At 37.5% G+C, this 22,413-nt stretch carries 21 protein-coding genes; 5 read left to right on the forward strand and 16 right to left on the reverse strand.

The annotated features are described in order from the left end of the window. Positions 1-164: 164 nt before the first annotated feature. From I2483_RS19725 to gndA, 5 genes are all read right to left on the reverse strand, one after another. Positions 165-374, reverse strand: a complete 210-nt coding sequence (locus tag I2483_RS19725) for a sulfatase-like hydrolase/transferase (RefSeq protein WP_481886311.1) — start codon at positions 372-374, stop codon at positions 165-167. 130 nt (positions 375-504) lie between these two features. Further along, positions 505-1,902, reverse strand: a complete 1,398-nt coding sequence (locus I2483_RS03120; protein ID WP_207173899.1) for a HEAT repeat domain-containing protein — start codon at positions 1,900-1,902, stop codon at positions 505-507. Positions 1,903-2,182: 280 nt separating this feature from the next. After that, entirely contained in the window at positions 2,183-3,013 is an 831-nt protein-coding gene (locus I2483_RS03125) for an amidohydrolase family protein (RefSeq protein ID WP_207173900.1), read from the reverse strand. Between the two features lie 270 nt (positions 3,014-3,283). After that, positions 3,284-4,084: an endonuclease/exonuclease/phosphatase family protein gene (locus tag I2483_RS03130; protein WP_207173901.1), complete on the reverse strand. Its 801-nt coding sequence runs from the start codon at positions 4,082-4,084 to the stop codon at positions 3,284-3,286. A 1,178-nt stretch (positions 4,085-5,262) separates the two neighbouring features. Beyond that, positions 5,263-6,672, reverse strand: coding sequence for an NADP-dependent phosphogluconate dehydrogenase (gene gndA, locus I2483_RS03135; RefSeq protein WP_207173902.1), 1,410 nt, complete (start codon positions 6,670-6,672; stop codon positions 5,263-5,265). A gap of 772 nt (positions 6,673-7,444) precedes the next feature. Here gndA and I2483_RS03140 point away from each other — a divergent pair. The 5 genes from I2483_RS03140 (at position 7,445) to I2483_RS03160 (ending at position 13,311) form a co-directional block, all read left to right on the forward strand. Beyond that, positions 7,445-8,626: a galactokinase gene (locus tag I2483_RS03140; protein ID WP_207173903.1), complete on the forward strand. Its 1,182-nt coding sequence runs from the start codon at positions 7,445-7,447 to the stop codon at positions 8,624-8,626. After that, positions 8,627-9,631, forward strand: coding sequence for a UDP-glucose 4-epimerase GalE (gene galE / locus I2483_RS03145; RefSeq protein ID WP_207173904.1), 1,005 nt, complete (start codon positions 8,627-8,629; stop codon positions 9,629-9,631). It abuts the gene before it with no gap. Beyond that, the gene (gene galT, locus I2483_RS03150; RefSeq protein ID WP_207173905.1) at positions 9,628-11,106 is read left to right on the forward strand and encodes a UDP-glucose--hexose-1-phosphate uridylyltransferase; all 1,479 of its coding nucleotides are present in this window, start codon (positions 9,628-9,630) and stop codon (positions 11,104-11,106) included. Before galE ends, galT begins: the two co-directional genes overlap by 4 nt. A gap of 12 nt (positions 11,107-11,118) precedes the next feature. Beyond that, positions 11,119-12,156, forward strand: a complete 1,038-nt coding sequence (locus I2483_RS03155; RefSeq protein WP_207173906.1) for an aldose epimerase family protein — start codon at positions 11,119-11,121, stop codon at positions 12,154-12,156. Between the two features lie 213 nt (positions 12,157-12,369). Beyond that, the gene (locus I2483_RS03160; protein ID WP_207173907.1) at positions 12,370-13,311 is read left to right on the forward strand and encodes a Gfo/Idh/MocA family protein; all 942 of its coding nucleotides are present in this window, start codon (positions 12,370-12,372) and stop codon (positions 13,309-13,311) included. Here the strand turns inward: I2483_RS03160 and I2483_RS19600 are convergent. The 11 genes from I2483_RS19600 to I2483_RS03205 form a co-directional block, all read right to left on the reverse strand. Continuing rightward, complete coding sequence (locus I2483_RS19600; RefSeq protein ID WP_346267685.1) at positions 13,306-13,734, reverse strand: Gfo/Idh/MocA family oxidoreductase; 429 nt, start codon at positions 13,732-13,734, stop codon at positions 13,306-13,308. The two genes, I2483_RS03160 and I2483_RS19600, sit on opposite strands and share 6 nt — an antisense overlap. A gap of 31 nt (positions 13,735-13,765) precedes the next feature. Further along, the gene (locus I2483_RS19605) at positions 13,766-14,122 is read right to left on the reverse strand and encodes a Gfo/Idh/MocA family protein (RefSeq protein ID WP_346267686.1); all 357 of its coding nucleotides are present in this window, start codon (positions 14,120-14,122) and stop codon (positions 13,766-13,768) included. A 15-nt stretch (positions 14,123-14,137) separates the two neighbouring features. Beyond that, on the reverse strand, positions 14,138-14,425 hold the full coding sequence (locus I2483_RS19610; protein WP_346267687.1) for a Gfo/Idh/MocA family protein: 288 nt from the start codon (positions 14,423-14,425) through the stop codon (positions 14,138-14,140). A 149-nt stretch (positions 14,426-14,574) separates the two neighbouring features. Further along, positions 14,575-15,543, reverse strand: a complete 969-nt coding sequence (locus I2483_RS03170; RefSeq protein WP_207173908.1) for a sugar phosphate isomerase/epimerase family protein — start codon at positions 15,541-15,543, stop codon at positions 14,575-14,577. 22 nt (positions 15,544-15,565) lie between these two features. Next, the gene (locus I2483_RS03175) at positions 15,566-16,591 is read right to left on the reverse strand and encodes a Gfo/Idh/MocA family protein (protein WP_207173909.1); all 1,026 of its coding nucleotides are present in this window, start codon (positions 16,589-16,591) and stop codon (positions 15,566-15,568) included. Between the two features lie 21 nt (positions 16,592-16,612). After that, positions 16,613-17,338, reverse strand: coding sequence for a ThuA domain-containing protein (locus I2483_RS03180; RefSeq protein ID WP_207173910.1), 726 nt, complete (start codon positions 17,336-17,338; stop codon positions 16,613-16,615). Between the two features lie 83 nt (positions 17,339-17,421). Beyond that, positions 17,422-18,441, reverse strand: coding sequence for a LacI family DNA-binding transcriptional regulator (locus tag I2483_RS03185; RefSeq protein WP_207173911.1), 1,020 nt, complete (start codon positions 18,439-18,441; stop codon positions 17,422-17,424). A gap of 19 nt (positions 18,442-18,460) precedes the next feature. Beyond that, complete coding sequence (locus tag I2483_RS03190; RefSeq protein WP_207173912.1) at positions 18,461-19,279, reverse strand: carbohydrate ABC transporter permease; 819 nt, start codon at positions 19,277-19,279, stop codon at positions 18,461-18,463. After that, the gene (locus I2483_RS03195; protein WP_207173913.1) at positions 19,279-20,139 is read right to left on the reverse strand and encodes an ABC transporter permease subunit; all 861 of its coding nucleotides are present in this window, start codon (positions 20,137-20,139) and stop codon (positions 19,279-19,281) included. Before I2483_RS03195 ends, I2483_RS03190 begins: the two co-directional genes overlap by 1 nt. A gap of 79 nt (positions 20,140-20,218) precedes the next feature. Then, entirely contained in the window at positions 20,219-21,520 is a 1,302-nt protein-coding gene (locus I2483_RS03200) for an ABC transporter substrate-binding protein (protein WP_207173914.1), read from the reverse strand. A 172-nt stretch (positions 21,521-21,692) separates the two neighbouring features. Continuing rightward, the gene (locus I2483_RS03205) at positions 21,693-22,391 is read right to left on the reverse strand and encodes a YesL family protein (protein WP_255550252.1); all 699 of its coding nucleotides are present in this window, start codon (positions 22,389-22,391) and stop codon (positions 21,693-21,695) included. Positions 22,392-22,413 lie beyond the last annotated feature (22 nt).

Below are 22,413 nucleotides of genomic sequence, written 5' to 3' on the forward strand. Positions count from 1 at the left end.
CCCGAATCTTCGCGTAAATCAAATAATTCACCGTACGTCTACGTCTTCTGCTTTTATCGAAAAGTAGGCCTCCGTTTGTGGACAAAAATGCATTTTCCGACCCCTAGCGAACGATAGTCCCACTACTTCAAATGATCATTTAAATAAATTTCATTGTCATTCAATCAAACTCCAATATTCCATGCACCGTGAACATATGGATATCGTCTCGTAAAAATAGATGCTCGCGATTGTGTACATACTGGACTCCCGCAACATGCGTTGGTAAAAAAAGTCCCTTCCAGAGCTAAATTATCAAGTACAAGTGTTTGGACATTCTTATTCTCAATTCCTAACGCATCAGCTCGCATCTGATTTGTTGTTATTAGCCATATATATGTCTAATTTACCGTAATCTACTCTTCTCAATTATTATTGATCTAGGTTATATTTTCTAAAATATTTAATAAATCCAAAAATAAAAGGTAGTAACTTCTAAGAAGTCCTACCTTTTTCTTTATAAAGTTAAAACGTGCTCGCTGGAGTTGTAGAAGCACACCATCTTGATGCAAGAAGGTAGTCAATTAATACCTCTTTTGCCGCATCAGTATTGATATAATTAAGCGCTTCAACTGCGTGACCTCTTACGTACCTATCTTCATCTTTTAATGCTTCTGCGAGATGCGGGACCGCGACATCTGCCTCTGTTCCAAAGTGACAAAGCGCAAGACCAGCCGTAAACCTGGTTTGAATATCTTCATCCTTCAATGCTCGTATTAATCCGGCTAGCACTTCTTCTGTAGGCTCTTGAATCATACCAAGCGCATCTACAACTACATGGCGAACTTTTAATGAAGGATGATTGACTAACTCATTCAATTTTCGCACTACCGGCGAGGAAAGATATCGCAGTTCTCCAAGTGCAAATACTGCATTCACTATGGTAGATTCTTGATTGCTTTCTAATGCCTTTTCTAAAATGGGTATCGCTTTCTCCCCTGCTACAGAAAGTCCGTAGGCTGCTACACGTGAATCTTTAAGCTGTGTAGAATGTAAAGCTTTTTCTAATTCAGAAATACCATCATCCCCTGAAGCTGCTAATTGATAAGCTGCATTGATTGCTTCTGGCTCGTTATCTTCAATTAATAGTGCGGAAAGCTTGGCAACATCAGAATTTTTTCTTGTTTCAGCAATGGCACCGACTTTACCAGAAAGCCAGTCCCAAGTCTCATTCCACATTTCTTCATGCTGATAGAAGAGCTCATTTGCTGATGATGGCGTTTTCCACTCTTCGTTTTCATTATTCCAGCTTGGGGCAACAGGAGCTTCTGTCCTCATAAATTCAAACTTTAGCATGTAGCGTGGCTGTCCAAGTGTATTGGCTGTTGCTCTATGCCAAATATCGTAATGAATGAGTATAAATGTTCCCGCCTCACCGCTGGCAAGTACTTCCTCTTTCATTTCATCCTCTATAAAAATACGAGATGCATAATTCTGTGTTCCTGGCATGACACTTGTAGGTCCCAATTCCGGCGGAGTGTTTTGGGGAAAATACATTATCATTGCCCACCATGGATGGTGATTACGCATTCTGTTATACCCCCAATAACTATCCTTATGCCATCCACCAGGCTCTGGAGCTGCATTAAAATGTCCATGGCGATGAGTATGCATCAAATAATTTGGTCCGATAACACTTTGCAAGGCTCCATCTACAGCAGGATGATTGAAAACATTTCGTAATTTCGGTACTCTAGGCAATAAATTATTACCCGGATTCCCCTCTTCTTCATACACGTGATTCAACTCATCCATTAGTTTCGCATGGAAATCAGGTTCAAAATCGGTTTTCAATACTACATATCCTTTTGTAATAAACGCTTGCATTTGCTCATCTGTCAACAAAATCGGTGCTTGTTTCATCAACTAACAGCTCCTTTGGTTTATTATCCTTAATTCAACTATGATTATATCAATCTTCAATATACTGTCAATGTTTAATTTTTTAAATTACTTTGCAAATTCTAAAATAGTAAAGACACTGACAAAAACTATCTGATTAATTACTGCCGAGTGGCTTTTTCGACAATTTTAAACTACTGCCTTTTTTATTCTGTTCAACTCATTTTGAATAAACTACAATATCTTTCAACTATAAAAAATGATAGGTATAGGACATTTTTGGCCCTACCCTATCATTGCACTACAATCTATAAAACTTTTGCGCATTGCCACCGTATAATAACTTCTTATCTTTCATTGTCATCTCTTCAGGCAAATTACTCGTTATTATTTCTACCACCTCATCGTATTGAGCAGCCAGCAGGCAGACAGGCCAATCACTGCCAAACATAACACGTTCAGTTCCAAAACAGTTTATCAAATGATGAATATACGGTCTAAATTCGTCCGTTTCCCAAGAATGATGATCCGCCTCTGTCACTAGTCCTGAAATTTTGCACATCACCGATTCAAATTCAGAAAATTGCTCTATTAAGTCAGCCCATGGCGCCCATTGACGATTCTGAATTGCAGGTTTTGCACAATGATCAATTACTGCTCGTAATGAAGGAAATTCCTTTAATAATGTTACTATATGCGGGAGATGCTTGGGATAAATTAATATATCTATAGGAAAATCATGTTCAATTAAAATGCTAATATTTCGTTTCACTTCAGGTTGTAATATCCATTGATCATCCTTGAGGTTTTGCAGCATCGGCCTTATGCCGACGAATTTAGGGTGATTCCTAAACTCCGTAAATAGTTCTGGAAATTGCTTAGACGACATATCAATCCATCCAACTACTCCACCTATGAACTCATGTTGATCTGCTAGATCTAGCAGAAACTTAGTTTCTTCGACAAACGGTGCAGCTTGAATAGTAACTGTTTTATGAATGTCGTGTTTTTTTAAGTGCTCTTCTAAATCCGCAGGTGTAAAGTCTCTATAAATAGCCTTACTATCAGAAGTTGGCCAATCGTTTAGATTTTTGCTTAGTTTCCAAAAGTGCTGATGCGCATCTATTCTCATATAATTCTCCCTTAAAAAAGTAAGAAATAATTTTTCTTTTTTTAGTAATGTTCAAAAAAGACTATCAATCCAAACTAATTATTTAGCCGATTCGAATCCTCTTGCACCCGTTTCTTCGCCAGTCTTAGGGGATTCTGCTGCAAGTTTTATGCGCCAACGCTCAGTTTGTTAAGTGCATTCAATAATTCAACATAGTTTTATAGGAATAATGGAGTTTTCACCATTCCTTAATACTTCATTTGTTATTGTGAAAAACCCAGTAATTACTTTTCATTCCCTATTCATTGGAATTTTCAAATCCATCATCACCGGGAAATGATCACTTGGGAACTGGCCTTGCGGTTGATCATTGACGATTTGGATTACACCAGGCTTCACATCCCCACGATATAGAATCCAATCGATTCTATCTATTCCCCCAGTTGGATCATTAAAGTTATTAAACGTTCCTAACCCTTCGTTAATCCTGCCCGTTGCAGTATCCCATGCATCTATTAACTTGCCCTGTTCCATCAAAACTTTATAAGGTTCTGTATTCGCGCCCGTATTGAAGTCACCCGTTACCAGTACCAATAGTTCTGGATTAAAATTAGCTATTTTCTTTATGATTAGGTTAGCCGATTCTTTTCTTGCGTTTTCAGAAATATGATCTAAATGAGTATTCAAATGGTAATATTGCTGATTTGTTTCCATGTCCAGAAAACGAATCCAAGTTACCATACGCGTAACATCATTTCCCCATGAGGAGGAAGCTATGGTTTCAGGCATATCAGACAACCAAAAATGATCATATTCTAAGACCTTAAAGCGCTGTTTTTTGAAGTAGATTGCCGTATACTCACCTTTACTTCCGCCATTTCTACCTAAGCCAATTGCGTCATAGTCTGGAAGCATTTCATCCATATCTTGAATTTGTTCATAAACACATTCCTGTGTTCCGATAATATCAGGTGATTCACGCAAAAACAATTCAAGTATTAGCTTTTTACGCTCCGCCCATGAATTAGGTGATACATCACAATTATTACGCAAATTGTACGTCATTATACGAAGATTTTTTAGCGTATTCATATCATTGACTCCTTTTAATCATTATTTTAATTCCTAAATAAAATTTATCCCAAACAAGCATACTAACCTTCTTCAATGCATTCGAATAGACCAGTTTCTTATCCCCCCTTATAGTGTACGCAAACCATGCATATCCATTATTAAAGGTGTTCCATTGGATTCGACACAGTCAATAAAGTTTCAAAAAGGCATTGTGTTAGTATATCTATTTTTTATTTCACTCTACAAAAGTGGTAGTTCCTGCACGAATCCAATAATTCAGACTTACTTATGGAAAGAATACACGGAAAACTTCATTTGGTAAATAGGTTGGCCTCATTAGTTTTGTTAAACTAAAAAAATAGTAGATCACATTAAGAAGCATAATTATAGCCTTGCTAATAGGACTTAAAAGGCTTGTCATTCTGCTTTCTATTCAAGGTCATGCAACAGTAGATCTAATCATATATACACTTGTTTTCATTTAATTCAGGTTTATAATTCAATACATATGGCATTGAAACTGGGAAATTTCTAGAGAAAATCAGGTGTCTATTACCAATAAAAATACATATTTCTTTGGGATTTCCATATCATATGATTCTTTCAGATTTTTTTATTGTATATACAGTCACACATTCAAGTTACCAATATTCACCTTAATTTTAAAGTTTTCGCGATTCATCCGAGTTTTCGTATGTTGCTAACTTCACTTTCGCCTCTGCCACTTTTAACATGACTGTTTGTACTTGCATCAAAATCTCTTCTATCTATTCCTATTTACCTTACTTTGATTTAAATTCCATCAAATTGTATACCATTAAAAGTACTTTGCTAAATCACTAGCAATGATCTCATTTTTTTCAAATGTCTCGACATATATCTCATGATTGCGCTGATTAGTTTTTATGATAGCTTGAATTAGAATGTTCGTTTTGATTTCTTCAAATGAATTACCTTTTCCAAAACAACTTCTTGAGCATTTTGTACCAATATCGAGTGTAATTACCAATTCCCTCGATATACTAAATCTCCTTCCCTTTACAGAAAAAATCGTTTAGTATAGAAAAAGCTTTGGATTCTTCTCCAAAGCTTTTCTACTTAATGTAAGCAGTAATTATAAAATACTTATTACCCCTCGCAACTAAAACTAGTCAGTGTCTGCCCCCTCTTGCAATCAGGGCTCGGTATTTTCCCTCTTAAAACCAGTTTGTATGGAATGACCCTTCTTTATCCTTCCGTTCATACGTATGGGCACCAAAGTAGTCACGCTGTGCTTGAATTAGATTTGCAGGAAGATTTTCTGAACGATAGCTATCATAATAAGCAATTGCGCTTGAGAATGATGGCACGGGAATACCTTGTTTAACTGCAACTGATACGACTTCGCGTAAAGCCGATTGGTAACCTACTACAATTTCTTTAAAGTAGGTATCTAGCAATAAGTTTTCTAATTCAGGGTCTTGATCATAGGCATCTTTAATATTTTGCAGGAATTGAGCACGGATAATGCAACCTCCACGCCAAATCATCGCAATATCGCCATAGCGAAGATTCCAGCCACTTTCTAAAGATTGCGCACGCATTTGTGCAAAACCTTGAGCATAGGAACAAATTTTACTCATGTACAATGCTTTTCTAACGGCTTCAATGAGTTCCTCTTTATTACCTTCATAGCTGCCTACTTCTGGCCCAGCTAACACTTTACTTGCTCTGACACGTTCTTCTTTCATAGAAGAAATGCAACGTGCAAATACGGACTCAGTAATTAATGGTAGTGGAACGCCTAAATCTAAAGCATTTTTACTAGTCCACATTCCTGTCCCTTTTTGGCCTGCTTTATCTAAAATAACATCAACAAGTGGTAGACCTGTTTCTTCATCTTTCTTTGTAAAAATCTCGGCAGTAATGTCAATTAGGTAACTATCTAACTCACCCTTATTCCATTCTGAAAAGACTTCATGGAGTTCTTGTACATCCAGATCCAGGACATGCTTCAAGATGAAATAAGCCTCTGCGATTAATTGCATATCCCCATACTCAATCCCATTGTGCACCATTTTCACATAATGCCCTGCACCATCAGGGCCAATATATGAACTACAAGATTCACCATCAACTCGTGCAGCAATTGCATCAAAAATAGGTGCAACTAGATCATATGCTTCTTTTTGGCCACCTGGCATAATCGAAGGACCTTTTAGCGCACCTTCTTCTCCCCCAGAAACTCCTGTCCCAATGAAATGGATGCCTGTTAGCTCTAATTCTTTGTTACGGCGAATCGTATCTTCGTATAGAGTATTTCCCCCATCGATCAAGATATCGCCCTTTTCAAGATAAGGTTGTAAGGATGCAATTGTTGCATCAGTTGCTTGTCCCGCTTGAACCATTAGCATAATTTTTCGTGGTACTTCCAATGAGTTAACAAATCCTTCAATACTCTTGGCCCCGAAAAAGTTCTTACCTACTGCTTCATTTCCCAAAAACTCCTCTGTTTTTGCCGCTGTACGGTTGTAGACAGCAACAGAATACCCTCTACTTTCAATATTAAGCGCCAAGTTTTTCCCCATTACGGCTAAACCAATTACTCCAATTTGTTGTTCAGACATGTTTTTCTCCCTCTCTTTATCTAGTATTATTAACGATTTATATAAGGGTGATATATCCAAAATCTCAAAATAACGCTTTGAATTTCCAAAAAAGTATTTGTAACATTTTTTTCTAGTACCGCCATATTTATTGGTTTTATACTGTATAATTTCCCGCGTGTAGTAAATTCAAAAAACACTTACTACCTCTACCTTTGTTATCCTCCCATAAAACATGCATTAATCACTTTTGTCACCTTTATTTTGGCCTCATCAATGCCATTTGCAATATTTCTCTCTAATCACAGTAATCTCCACATAGCATAATACAAATAATCTAGTTAAATTCTTATCACGTAAAATTTCGCTCTACTTAAATTGACTATTATAATCGATAATCTGTAATTCTTTCACTGTTCCAATCAATATAAAAAGTCATTAGTAATAATAGTTTATATATTTATCATCCTCTCATTTTTCTCTACGCTTATTAAAGTATTTTTAGTCGCTTAGATTAGCTTGCCCCGAAAACAAACTGAATAATCAACTACCATATATGATAGATGTAAATGCTTTACTTTACAAGATTTCATAGTATTATTTTTGTTATTTTCCGAATTCCCATTCCTTTCAAAACTCGTTTAATAGACACCCTCTTCTCCAACTAATTGAACCATTTCATCAAACTTCAACATTTTAATAAAATACGTACGAGTGAGTTTGAACATTCTCCCAATATATAGTACAATTAACTTAATTAAATTAATTTATTAACAATGGGAGGTAGCAACCTTTGACAGAAACAAATTTACTAGATGAATTTCAATCAATCTTTAACATTGTCGAAAAACCACGCATGTTTTTTGCACCAGGACGAATTAATCTAATTGGTGAACATACGGATTATAATGGTGGTCATGTGTTCCCCGCCTCAATCTCATTTGGAACATACGCACTTACCCAAAAACGTGATGATCAGATGTTGAATTTTTACTCAATAAACTTCCCCCATATTGGAATTATTGAATGTGACCTTGCGGATTTAGCTTATAATGAAGCACATGATTGGGCGAATTTCCCTAAGGGTATGATTAAATATATGTGTGAAAATGGGCATAAAATATCATCTGGAATGGATATCTTATTTTATGGTGACATTCCTAACGGGGCCGGACTTTCCTCTTCTGCTTCTATTGAAATGGTCACTGGCGTTCTTTTAGAAGGACTATTTGATTTAAAAATTGATCGTGTCCAGATGATTCAACTTGGGCAAAAAGTAGAAAATGATTATATCGGCGTCAATAGTGGAATTATGGATCAATTTGCAATCGGTAAAGGAAAAAAAGGGCATGCCATCCTATTAAACTGCCAATCATTAGCTTATAACTATGCTCCTATTGAGCTTGCCGAACATGTGATTATCATTATCAATACCAATAAACAGCGAACACTTGCCGGTTCAAAATACAATGAACGTCGAGCGCAATGTGATCAAGCCTTGGAGAACTTGCAAACAGCCCTTCAAATAAAAAGTCTTGGTGATTTGACGAAAGAACAATTTGAACAACACAAACAACTTATTACTGATGAAACAAACCAAAAACGTGCAAGACATGCTGTCTATGAGAATCTACGGACAATCGAGGCCCTCCAGCAATTACAACAGGGTAATTTAAAGGCCTTTGGGCAATTGATGAATGAATCACATAAATCACTTCAACTGGATTACGAAGTAACAGGCATCGAACTTGATACGATTGTCCAAGCTGCATGGGATCAACCAGGGGTTGTGGGTGCCCGCATGACTGGTGCTGGTTTTGGTGGTTGTGCGATTGCAATTGTAGAAAAAGATCAAGTTGACAACTTTAAAAAGAATGTCAATCACAGCTATAATTCCAAGATAGGTTATGAAGCAACATTTTATACCGCCGCAATTGATGACGGAGCAAGAGAACTTACTGAAGGAGCGGTTTAAATGAGTGTTTTAGTTCTAGGGGGAGCTGGTTATATCGGCTCACATGCAGTTTATCAGTTAATTGATAAACAGACGAATGTCGTAGTCATTGATAATTTACAAACTGGACATAGAGAAGCAGTCCATCCCGGTGCAACATTTTACGAAGGAGATATTCGAGACATCGCGTTTATGCGTAATGTATTTACTAATGAATCCATTGATGCAGTAGTTCATTTTGCAGCGAATTCCCTTGTTGCTGAATCTATGGAAAAACCACTGGATTATTTCGACAATAACGTACATGGTACTCAAGTATTATTGCAAGTCATGACAGAGTTTAATGTCAAAAAAATTGTTTTTTCATCCACTGCCGCCACTTACGGTGAGCCTGAATCTGTCCCGATTACAGAGAAGATGCCTACCAATCCGACAAGTACTTACGGAGAAACCAAACTGACGATGGAAAAAATGATGAAATGGTGCGAACAAGCCTATGGCATTCACTATGTAGCTTTACGCTATTTCAATGTGGCGGGTGCTCGGGAATCTGGAGAAATCGGCGAGGACCATCTTCCTGAAACACATCTAGTACCAATCATTCTCCAAGCAGCGCTCGAGCAACGCTCACATATCACTATTTTCGGAGAAGATTATGATACGCCAGATGGCACATGTATTCGTGATTATGTTCATGTAGAAGATCTTATCAATGCACACCTATTAGCGCTAAATTATTTAAACAATGGTGGAAATAGCGATATATTCAATCTGGGAAGTAGTCAAGGATTTTCAGTAAAAGAAATGATTGATTCTGCACGCTCAGTTACTGGTAAAGAAATCCCCGAGAAATCAGGTGAACGCCGTGCCGGTGATCCAAGTATCCTAATCGCAAGCTCTGATAAAGCCGCCACTATTTTAGGTTGGATGCCAACACGGACTTCGATTGAGAAAATTATTCAAGATGCTTGGAAATGGCATGTCAACAACCCTGATGGTTATACGAAGGACGTGAAAGCTAAATGATTTACCAACATATTAAAGGGCTCATTCAAAAAGCTATCCACGCTAAGCTAATTGATGATGCTGACCAGATTTATGTGATGAACCAAGTCCTTGCACTGCTCCATCTCGATTCAATGCATGCGACAACTGAAGACGTAACAGATGATTCAATTCCAAATCTGCTCGACCAGATCATTGCCTATGCTGTGAATAATGACGTAATTGAGAATGTTTTTGATGACAAAGAAATACTTTCGGCATCGATTATGAATTGCTTTGTTGCAAGACCTTCTCACATCAATGAGCTTTTTCAAAAAAAATATAATAACTCTCCAAAAGAAGCAACAGACTATTTTTATGACTTAAGTAAAAACAGTAATTATATTCAGATGAACCGCATCAAGAAAAATATCCATTTTAAAGCTGCAACAATCTTTGGTGAAATGGATATTACCATTAACATGTCAAAACCAGAGAAAGACCCTGAACAAATTAAGCGAGAAAGCGAATTGAAATATGATGTTGATTATCCAAAGTGTCTATTATGTATCGAAAATGAAGGATACGCTGGCCGGACAGGTTATCCAGCTAGGGCAAATCATCGTATCATTCAAGTACCACTTGTAAATGAAAATTGGTATCTGCAATATTCACCTTATGTTTATTACAATGAACATAGTATATTACTTGCTGAAGAACATCGTGATATGAAAATTGGTAGGGACACTTTTAAGCGGTTACTTACTTTTATAGAGAAATTCCCACATTATTTTATTGGTTCGAATGCCGATTTACCAATTGTCGGTGGATCTATTTTGAGTCATGATCATTATCAAGCCGGGAGTTATGATTTCCCAATGGCAAAAGCAACAAATGCATTTTCGTTTGCCTTAGAAAACTTTCCAAACATTACCGCATCTGTCCTAGAATGGCCGTTAACAACCATTCGTTTACAGAGCGATGAGATTGAGCCATTGATTCAGGCAGCTGACCATGTCCTAACTAAATGGAAAAATTATAGTGATGAAGAAGTGGATATCAGACCATTTAGTAATGATACCCCACATAATACAATCACTCCGATTGCCAGAATGCGCGCTAACAAGTTTGAACTCGATCTTGTTTTACGCAACAATCGAACATCTGATGAACATCCACTAGGGATTTTCCACCCCCATTCGGATGTCCATCATATTAAAAAAGAAAATATTGGGCTTATTGAAGTAATGGGACTCGCAGTATTACCAGCTCGTCTGAAAGATGAATTAGCTGAAATCAAGAAGTTCTTACTAGGCCAAACAAGTACAGTAACCCCCTATCATCAACAATGGGCAGAGCAAATGAAGATTAACTATGGAGAATTATCCGACCTAGAGCAAATTGAATCCATTTTAGAAAAAGAACTAGGGATTAAATTCGCCAAAGTACTTGGAGATGCAGGCGTTTTTAAAGTACAAAGTGATTGTGAACGATTCATCAAGACATTAAATATGTAGGTGGCTAGTAAAATGAAAATAGATACCCAGGAAATTTTGAATAAATGGAAGCTGTATACATTAACAAATGATAACGGCATGACTGTAAGCTTCTTGAACTTCGGTGGCATCATCACTGACATAAGCGTTCCAAACCGGCATAACCAATTAGAAAACGTGGTCCTTGGCTATAAAGATTATCTCGATTATGAAAAAAATCCGAACTTCTTTGGCGCGATTATCGGACGTGTTGCTGGAAGAATTCAAGATGCTTCATATACTATCGAAAACCAAACATATACATTGGTTTCAAATGAAGGTGGCCATCATTTACATGGGGGAGATGGTGGATTTCATCAAGTAGTCTGGCAGGCTAGCCCTTTTCAAACTGCTGATACAGTTGGCGTAAAATTAAGCCATAAAAGTTTAGATGGTGAAGGTGGATATCCTGGTACTTTTGAGGTTGCTGTTACTTATACACTGACTAATAACAATGAGCTCATCCTAAATTATTCAGGGACATCCGATAAAACGACTGTGCTTACTATGACAAATCATTCCTATTTTAATTTAAATGGGAATTTAGCCGACACGATTCATAACCACCATGTCACTATGAAGAGCGATGAATATGTTGAACTTAATTCCGAACTAATTCCAACCGGTAAAAAGATCGATGTATCGAATACTCCATTTGATTTCCGAAATGGCCGAGAGCTTGTTGACGGTATTAACTCCCTTTCAGAACAAAATAGTGTTGCTAATCATGGATATGATCATTACTTTATTCTTAATCAAATTCAACAACACATCATCAGTGTAAAAGAAGATATAAGTGGTCGTGTGATGACGATTAAAACCAACCAACCAGGTCTCGTTATGTACACATCGAATACCCTTGAAGACGGCCTTGAGTTAGCAGAAGGAAAATCCAAACCTTATTTAGGTGTATGTTTTGAAACACAAGCTTCCCCTGCCTCCTTGCATCACGAGGGCTTTCCATCAGTTATCATAAAAGCTAATGAATTATATGAAAAGCAGACAGTGTTTTCATTTAGCATTGAGGGCTAGTTTCGCTTTATAAGGCAAGGACTACTTATTATTGACTATATATTGAACAAATAAAAATCTATATAACTTGGCTAAGGCCCTATCAAGGGGTAGCCGTTGCCCTAAGACTAGCGGTGAAGCTGTTCGACTTATGCCGGTAGGCATCCCCTAGCGCCGCAGCGAATTCAATGGAATTCTTTACTTCTACATATATAACTAAAAGGGGGTATTACTTTGAAATTTGGAATTATCGGAACAAATTGGATTACAGATCGACTTATTAAAGCAGCTAAAGAACATCCCGAGTTTAGCATAGGGGGAGTTTACTCAAGGACTGAGGATACAGGGAGAGCGTTCGCAGAGAAACATAATATCGAACATGTGTATACAGATATGATAGAAATGTTTCAAAGTGGTACTATTGAAGCTGTTTATATTGCATCGCCCAATGCGTTTCATGCAGAACAAAGTATTTTGGCAATGAAAAACGGCATTCATGTACTTTGCGAAAAACCAGCAGTCACTTCCTTAAATGAAATGGATCAAGTAATTAAAGCATCTGAAGAACATCAAGTAACCTATATGGAAGCAATGAAATCCACAGTTACACCTACATTTCTCAACTTGAAAGAGCACCTAGCTAAGATTGGCACACTCCGACGATTCGTATTTCATTATAACCAATACTCTTCGCGTTACGATAAATACAAGGAAGGCATTATTGAAAATGCTTTCAAACCTGAACTGGGGAATGGTGCTAAAACAGACTTAGGTGTATACTGTATAGCGCCTATTGTTCATCTAGTCGGCGAACCGAAATCCGTGCTCAAAAACACTTATTTACTATCCACTGGTGCAGATGGCCAAGGAAGTATGATCTTAAATTACGATGAATTTGAAGCTGTTATTATGTACTCCAAAATTTCAGATTCCTATTCCCAAAATGAAATACAGGGTGAGAATGGTGTTATCGAAATCGATAAAATTAGTGATCCGAAACAAATAATAATCAAATACAAAGACGGTCAAACTGAAGATATTTCTGTTAAGCATGAATTTGATTCTATGTACTATGAGGTCGAAGAGTTTATAAAATGCGTGAAAAACAAACAGATACAATCTACAATCAATACGCATGAAATTTCTCGCAGTGTGACAAAAGTTCTTACTTTATAAAAAAAGGTTGTGCAGCATGATTGTTGAATTCATACTGCACAACCTTTTTGGTTTAAAGCTCTTTAATAGTACTTCAGAACTGTATCGCTTTCCAGTTTCTGCAGATTCATAAATAGCATTCACGATTTTTTGAATGATGAGCCCTTGTTCAGGCGTACTCAATGAAATCTTGCCTTTCAAGCAGCATTCTACAAATTGATTTATTTCAAGCTGATGGCCATTTACTTCTGGTACATATGCAGGAGTACTATCGATTAATGCGTTGTATTTCTCCTGATAAATTTTCAAAGGGAAAATATCAGCTCCCCCTCTATTCCCCATCAAGGAAACCTGCATCGTCTCATCTTTTTCGACATTTGCAGCAAAAGCAGCTTCCAACGTTAAAGTGGCTCCATTTTTAAATGTCACCATACCAACAGCCATATCTTTTACTGTATAGTTTTCATAGTCCCAATCAACAATTAGCCCTACTCCTTTTTTGGGGGCCTATTTGTTGATGTGTTTTCCCTAACACAACGTCAGGTGCTGGATAGCCCATGAGATAGAGTGCGGTATCTAGCATATGAACGCCAATATCTATTAATGGGCCTTCGCCTTGTAATTCCTTATTCGTAAATACACCCCAACCTGGAATACCTCTTCTACGAATAGCGTGAACGCGCGCAGCGTAAATATCGCCCATTTCTCCCGCATCAATAAATGATTTTGCAATTTCCACTTCAGGTCGATAGCGATAATGAAAGCCATACGTTAAAATTTTTCCAGACTCGCTAGCTGTTTTCGCCATCATTTGTGCTTCTTCCATAGTCATTGCCGGTGGTTTTTCTCACAACACATGACAACCCGCCTCGAGCGCAGCAATCGTAGCTTGCGCATGAAATTTATTAGGTATGCAAACACTTGCCGCATCTAATTCTACGTTTTCAAGCATTTCTTTATAGGAAGAAAAGACATATGGAATTGTAAATTGTTCTGCAACTTGTTGTGCAAGTTCCACTATAACATCTGCTATTGCGACTATTTCTACCTCGTAGCCGCTGTTCAAATAATTAGGGATATGTACACCACTAGCAATTCCTCCAGCACCAATAATTCCAACTCTTAATACACTCATTCAAACCACTCTTTTCATTTTTGGATTACCTACAATTTGTTGTTGATCACCTGATACAGGTTTACTATATGAATACATGTTTTAATTTAACCGTTAAAAAAGTTGCGTTGTATGAATATCAACCTCATACAACGCAACTTTTCTATTTATTACACCCACCACATATCGGCAGGTTGATCTTTAATCATTACCGATTTCAAATTCTTCACTGCACGTGAGAACCCTTCATCAACCGACATTAACGGATCCTCATGTTCAATACTTACTACATAATCATAGCCATATGTGCGTAAAGCACTCATCATATCAGACCATTCTTGGATACTGTGTCCACAGCCGACGGATCTAAATGTCCACGCACGTGTTTGCACATCTCCGTATGGTTGCATATCTGTTAAGCCGTGCATGTTCACATTGTCCTGGTCAATAAATGTATCTTTGGCATGGAAATGATGAATGGCATTTTCTTTCCCTAAAATTTTAATAGCTGCGACTGGGTCAATCCCCTGCCACCAGAGATGACTTGGATCTAAATTGGCCCCGATAGCGGGTGAAGTTGCTTCTCTTAATTTCAACAGGGTATAGGGTGTATGTACTGAAAACCCACCATGAAGCTCAATCCCTATTTTCACACCGTGATCTTCCGCGAATTTCCCTTGTTCTTTCCAGTAAGGAATGAGTTTTTGTTCCCATTGCCAGTTATAGATATCCGAGTACTCTGTTGGCCATGGGGATATCGGCCAGTTTGAATGTGTTGAGCCCTCGTGAGATCCCGGTGTCCCCGAAAATGTGTTGACAACAGGTACATTCAATAACTGTGCTAGTTTAACAGTTTTCACGAATGTATTATGCGCATTTTGAGCAAGTTGTTTATTTGGGGAAACTGGATTGTCATGACAGCTGAATGCACTAATCGTTAATCCGCGTGATTGGATTTTATCTAGATAATCCTTCCGCTTATCCTTACTTGCAAGTAGCTCATCTACATTACAATGAGCATCTCCTGGATAGCCGCCTGTGCCAATTTCAACAGCATCTACACCCGCTTTTTTCACGTGATCCAGCATGTCTTCAAATGATTTTCCTGCAAATAAAACCGCAAATACGCCAAGTTTCATGAATCGTACCTCCAATGGTTGGTTAAATTTTTGTGATTTTTTTTGTTTTCATTGATTCCAAAGCAGCCAAGATTACCTGTAATGATTTCAAACCTTCCGCACCATTAATGAGTGGCTCAGTATCTTGCACAATTGAGTCAACAAAATGATCGATAATATGCGTGGTTGTTTGACCACCTTCGGCATTAGACTGAATTCCACCCAATTCATAGTTAACGACTTCACCGTTTTTATATTGCACAATTAACGCATACTTTGGATCATCTTCTAAACGCAATGTAGCAAGTTCCCCATAAATAATCGTGGAATTATCTTCTTTTGCCGTATATGCCCAACTAGCTGCAAGCGTTCCAATCACGCCGCTTTCAGACTTTAAAATACAAACAGCATTATCATCAACATCTGTATTCTCTTTTGCACTTGTTTCGATAAAACCAGCTACTTCGACAAATTCTTCTCCAAGTAAATAGCGGAGTAAATCAGCTTTATGTACGCCAAGATCCCCCATTGCTCCAATAAAAGCTTGCTCTTTATTGAAGAACCAACTGTCTTTGCCGTCAATACTCCACCCTTCAGGTCCGCCATGTCCAAATGCAGTTCTGAAACTATAGATTTTACCTACTTCACCTTTTGCAATTAAGTCTCGTGCCTTAGCGTGCGATGGTACAAAACGTTGATTATGAGCAATCATTAATTTTTTATTATTTTTTTTTGCAGCCTCAATCATTTCCTCTGCTTCCGCTCTCGATGTTGCCATAGGCTTTTCACATAGAACATGACAACCCGCTTGTAAAGCAGCGATTGAAACGGCTGCGTGTAAATAGTTTGGTAAACAAACACTCACGGCATCCGGTTTTTCCACTTCTAATAACTCTTCATAGCTCGTATACGCTTTTGCTCCATATTGTTGCGCAATCTCTTGTGCTCTTTCTTCTACAATGTCACAGACAGCGATAATTTCTACTCCTGAATGGTTATTAAATTCTCCTAAATGTCTATATCTAGCAATGCTACCGCATCCAATAACAGCAACTCGTAATTTCAACATACCTCACCCCTCCAGTTGTTTTCACTCGTTATGATTCGCAATTTTCTCCAATGGCTTAGCATTACCATAGATTGGTGTTGGTGTATTCGAATTTGCTGCCCATTTCACTGCATTGCGAATCACTTGTTGCACATCTTTATTGTAGTATGTAGGATATGTTTCATGCCCAGGCCGGAAATAGAATATCTTCCCTTTTCCACGTTTAAATGTTGCCCCGCTTCTGAAAATTTCTCCACCTTCAAACCAACTGACAAATACCAACTCATCAGGTGCTGGGATATCAAAGTGCTCCCCATACATTTCTTCTTTTTCAAGTTCGATGTACTCCCCGATGCCTTCTGTAATGGGATGGCTCGGATCAACAACCCATAATCGTTCTTTCTCATCTGCTTCACGCCATTTAAGATCACAAGTTGTTCCCATTAATGTCTTGAAAATCTTAGAAAAATGAGCTGAATGTAAAACAATCAAGCCCATGCCTTCCAATACACGCTTCTTAACTCTTTCCACTATCTCATCTTGTACTTCATCATGCGCAAGATGCCCCCACCAAACAAGTACATCAGTATCATTCAAAACCTCTTGCGTTAAACCATGTTCTAGCTCGTCGAGCGTTGCTGTTTTTACATGGTGAGAGTCCTGTTGTAAAAAATCTGCAATTGCCCCGTGAATTCCTTTTGGATAAATATCCGAGACAACAGGATTTTTTTGTTCATGACGATTTTCATTCCATACGACAATGTTCATGAATAGTTCCTCCTTCAAAAAATCTGTTGCATGAATTCAAGCAACCGGTTGCATTTACGCTCGAAATTTCGCATTCTCCCTACTTACAGGGCTAAACACGAATTTCTTTCCACAATAACAGTTGGTATGATGACGCTTTTTCTAAACATTTGCGGATCTTTCACCAGTTCGATTAGGCAGTTCGCAGATTCATAGCCCAATTGAAATATTTGTGTATCTACAGTCGTTAAGGGCGGATTGGCTACTTTCGATATGACTGAATTATTAAAGACAATCATACTCATATCGTCTGGTACTTTGATGTTTTTTTCACTTAATGCAGTCAACACAATTAACGCATTTAAGTCATCTGAGACAACTAATGCAGTTGGCGGCTCAGCTAAGCTCATTAATTCAGTGACAATTTGTTTACCATGGTTAAGATTGAATTGTATATTCTTGATGAACCCCTCTGGAATATCCAAGTTCTTTCCTTTTACCGCTTGAATGAAACCATTTAATCTAGCTTCACTTACTTCAAACTGCTTATCTTCTCCAATAAATGCAATCTTTTCATGTCCAAGGTTTAGTAAAAAGTCTGTTGCTTCTTTCGCTGCTTGAACGTTGTCATTATCTACAAACATGATCTTACCGGATTCAATTAGAGGTTTTCCGATGACGACAAAAGGAATGCCAGATTCAATTAGATAAGGAACCACTTTATCATCTTTTTTTGAGTATAAGACAATCATGCCATCTACTCTTTTTCCACGCACCATTTTTACCGTATCAGTAAAAATTTCTTCCTCAGATTCCCCTGTAGTTAGACTGATACTGAAATCATGCTTACTGCACAAGGCACTGATTCCCCGAATGACTTCTGGAAAAAAGGAAGTAATTATAGATTCCTTCGCAGAATTTTTCATAATAATACCGATTGTCTTTGTTGACTGTAGGGCGAGCATTTGCGCATTAAAGTTCAGATGAAAGCCCATTTCTTCCATGACTTCTCGAACTCGTCGCTTCGTTTTCTCACTAATAAGAGGACTATCCGAAACGACACGTGATACGGTGGATGGAGCTACATTCGCCTTCGCCGCAACGTCTTTAATTGTTACAGACATAATCAACATCCTTTTACGCTTATTTAACGGCACCTTCGGATACCCCTTCAATAATTTGTTTCTGTGCAAAGAAGTATCCGATAATTACCGGAATAACTGCAATAGTTAATCCTGCTAATGCTAAATGCCATTGTTTTGTATACTGTCCGAAGAAAAGATACATTTTCAAAGGAATCGTCGCACTTGAATCTGCTAATATGAGTGATGGTAGTAAGAAATCATTCCAAATCCAAATGACATTTAATATACCTACTGTAACAGAGATAGGTTTTAGTAATGGGAAAATAATCTTCCAAAACACTTGGAATTTATTCGCGCCATCAATAATAGCCGCCTCATCCATAGAATTAGATATTCCAGTCATGGCACCATGATATAAAAAGATGGATAGACTAGAACCGAATCCTAAATACATGAAAATCAGACCTGGGCGATTCAGCATATCTGCTTTTCCGAAAAGCGAAACAAGTGGAATCATAACGGATTGAAACGGAATTAACATAGCAGCAACAAAAACCAACAAAATTATGCCACTAAGTTTACTTTTGTTTCGGGCAAGTGCATACCCTGCCATAGATGAAAAGATAATTATAACCCCTACACCCACAACGGTAATTAAAACGGAGTTGAAAAGGGATTTAAAAAAATCTAAATCATTAAACGCTTTAACAAAGTTATCTGTCGTGAGTTCCTTCGGTAAACCAAGTACACCCGAAAAAATTTCTCTTTTTGTTTTAAATGCATTAACAATCATTAAATAGAACGGTGATAGCCATAATAAAGCAAGCAAGAGTCCAAGTAGCTCTATCATATACAGTTTACGCTTACTCTTCTTCATTATAGATCCACCTCCCGCTTTTTATTGTAGTAAACTTGCGTTACTGCAACAAATGCTATTATCAGGAAAAAAATAACGGCTTGCGATTGCGCATAGGCCATTTTGTTTTCAGTAAAAGCTGTTTTCACAATATTCATTGCAGCCATTTGGGTAGAGTTGTAAGGTCCACCATTCGTCAATGATAAATTTTGGTCATAGATTTTAAATGAACCGGACAACGTTAAAAACATACTAACGGTAAATGCAGGTGCTACCAGTGGGAATGTGATGTTGCGAAAGCGTTGGTAACTTGATGCCCCATCAATTTTCGCTGCTTCAATTAAATCCTTCGGAATGTTTTCTAAGTATGCAATATAGATGATCATAATGTAGCCTGCCATTTGCCAAGATGTCAAAATGACTAATCCCCAAAAACCAGTTGCTGTCGTGGACAACCAACCCGTTAATGCCTCAATCCCTAGTAAATCTCCTAAGCTTCCAAAAACACTGATAAAAATAAACTGCCAAATGAATCCTAGGATAAGCCCGCCTATCAAGTTGGGCATGAAGAAAACCGTTCGCATAAAGTTACTCGATTTCATTTTCCGGGTCACAAGCATAGCTAGACCTAACCCTAAGAAGTTAAGAAGGATGACAGATGTCACTGCGAATTTAGTCGTAAACCAAATGGATGCTCTAAATTCTTCATCTTTAAATAATGTAATATAGTTTTTAAACCCTATGAATTCAGTAGCCACTAGTCCATTCCAATTTGTAAAGGAGTAAATGAACCCATAAATAAATGGAACAATAATGACTAGACATAAACTCACTAGTACTGGCATTATAAATAGCCAAAATGATAGATCACGGTTTCGCACTTCTAGCACCCCCAATATGAAGTACAGCTAACAAAAACGACGTAGACTTTTGTTAGCTGTATTGTTCTGTTGAATCCTGTTATTTGCGTTCTTCTTCCCATTTAGCGCGTGATTGAGAAATAACGTCATCCCACTCCATGGAACCGCTTAAATATTTTTGCATATTAACGCCAAGTACTTCTTGACTCCACGAAGTTGGAGATGCTAAAAATACCCATCCTTCAATTGTGTTCCCTTTAGAAGCATAGTCATAAATTTGTTGCGAAAGCGGATCTGCTATTTTTGTTGCATCATAGTTTTGATAGGCTGGGATGAATTTAAAGTCTTCTAGTACAGCATTCTTACCTGTTTCTGATGTGTACATCCAATTCAGGAAGTCTTTACTTGCTTGGACTTTTTCGGGATCACTCGCACTATTGACAGCCCAATAGGACGGGACGCCAGTTGGAATCTTGCCTTCATATCCTTCTAGAGGAACTGGTAGAATACCGATCCCATTTTCCGCTAGTTCTGGGTCCATATCGTAAACTGAATTATAGATCCAGTTGCCTTGTTGAATCATCGCTACACGTTCTAACGAGAATAATTGTTCCACTTGTTGAGAGTAGTCTAAGCTTAGGACAGGCTGAACGGAGTATTTATTCTCCAAGTCCAGATGCCTTTTCAATTCATTGCTTTTTTCAAATGGGATTGTCTTTGCATCAAAAGCTTCTAGAATATCATTATTAAATTCTGGTGCAAAAAAGATGTTTGCTAGATGGTTCCCAATTACCCATTTTTCTTTTGCTGCTAGTGCAAATACAGCGTCAATACCAAGCTTTTCCTTTTGGCTGTCTAACGTTTCAGCAGCGCTCTCTAAATCCTTGAAAGTTACAATCTCATCGGGATTGATGCCCGCTTCTTTAAAAATCCTCTTATTATAAATCAAGCCATACCCCTCTTGATTTATCGGTAATCCTAACACTTTATCACCGTCTGTTACGGTGTTTAAAGTTCCTTCATTAGCCGTTTTCGCAGCCTCTGTATCAGACACATCCGCTAAATACTCTCTATATTCTTCAACTGCAGACGGTCCACCGACATTAAAGATGTCTGGGGCTTCACCGGAAGAGAATGATGTTTTCAACAACCCGCCATAATCAGCTCCTCCACCAACCGTTTTAACATTGATTTTTACATTGGGATGTTCTTTTTCATACACTTTAACTAACGCTTCAAACTGTTCTTTAATTTCTACTTTAAATTGTAAAATGTCAATTGTTACCTGGCCACCAGATGCTACTTTTTTCCCTTCGTCGTCGGAAGCTGAGCACCCCACTAGTGCAAATATAGATACTAACAATACAGAAATTAAGCTGACAATACATTTCTTGCTTCTCATAGTATCTCTCCTTTTTGTTCTCCTCAGTGAAAGCGGTTGCACAGTTTCCTATTCAGTTTAATTCGGGTATTGATTCCTCCTCTCCCATATGTTTATGAAACCGGTTGCATTCATTGCGCATTTCCAGATTAACACGCACCCCAAAATTTAGCAATACAATATTCAGTTTGTTTCACTTTTTAGTTTTTTCAATACTATTGAGGTGATTTCTATAAAAAGCAGAAAAGGATAAAAACGTAATAAGAGAACCTGTTAAAAAGGGAAGGAAGACCCTGAAAACGTTTAGGCTTATATATAGGACAACACCACTGCTAATTGCCACCGCAATAAATAACACTGGACTACCTATCGTTAGGAGAAGTGTATTTTTTAGTGCAGTAAACAACTTCATATGATAATGAACAGTAACCGAAAAAAGATTGATTGAAAAGACATATAAGATAATACCCATTATTATAAAAAGAAACATCATTATACTATTATTATCATTGAAAAAGTAATAGACATCTGCCGCCCAAATCATCCAAGCTATTGTTAAAATAAGCCCAATTAATGCACTTCTTTTATAATTTTCTTTATAATACCCCCAATATGACTTGAAAAGATGACTACTGCCTTCATCTTTACTAATCCACCCTTTCACCATTCCAAACATTGCGGTCGTTGCAGGGAAGAATAAAATTGGCATTAATAGTATTATAGGAATCAATAAAAAGGGTAATGCTTCTTTCTGTTCAATAAATAATAGATTCAAAAGTAAAAAAATAATAGGTATATTAAAGAGTATCCAAAATAGATTAATCAAAGAAAACTTCATAATCCATTCACTAATAGCATATAAGCCACCCATAAAACCCAAGTTGTTATTCAAACTTGAACCACTCCTTACTTTC

Origin of the sequence: Sporosarcina sp. E16_3, from assembly GCF_017347125.1 — a bacterium.
Lineage (GTDB): Bacteria > Bacillota > Bacilli > Bacillales_A > Planococcaceae > Sporosarcina.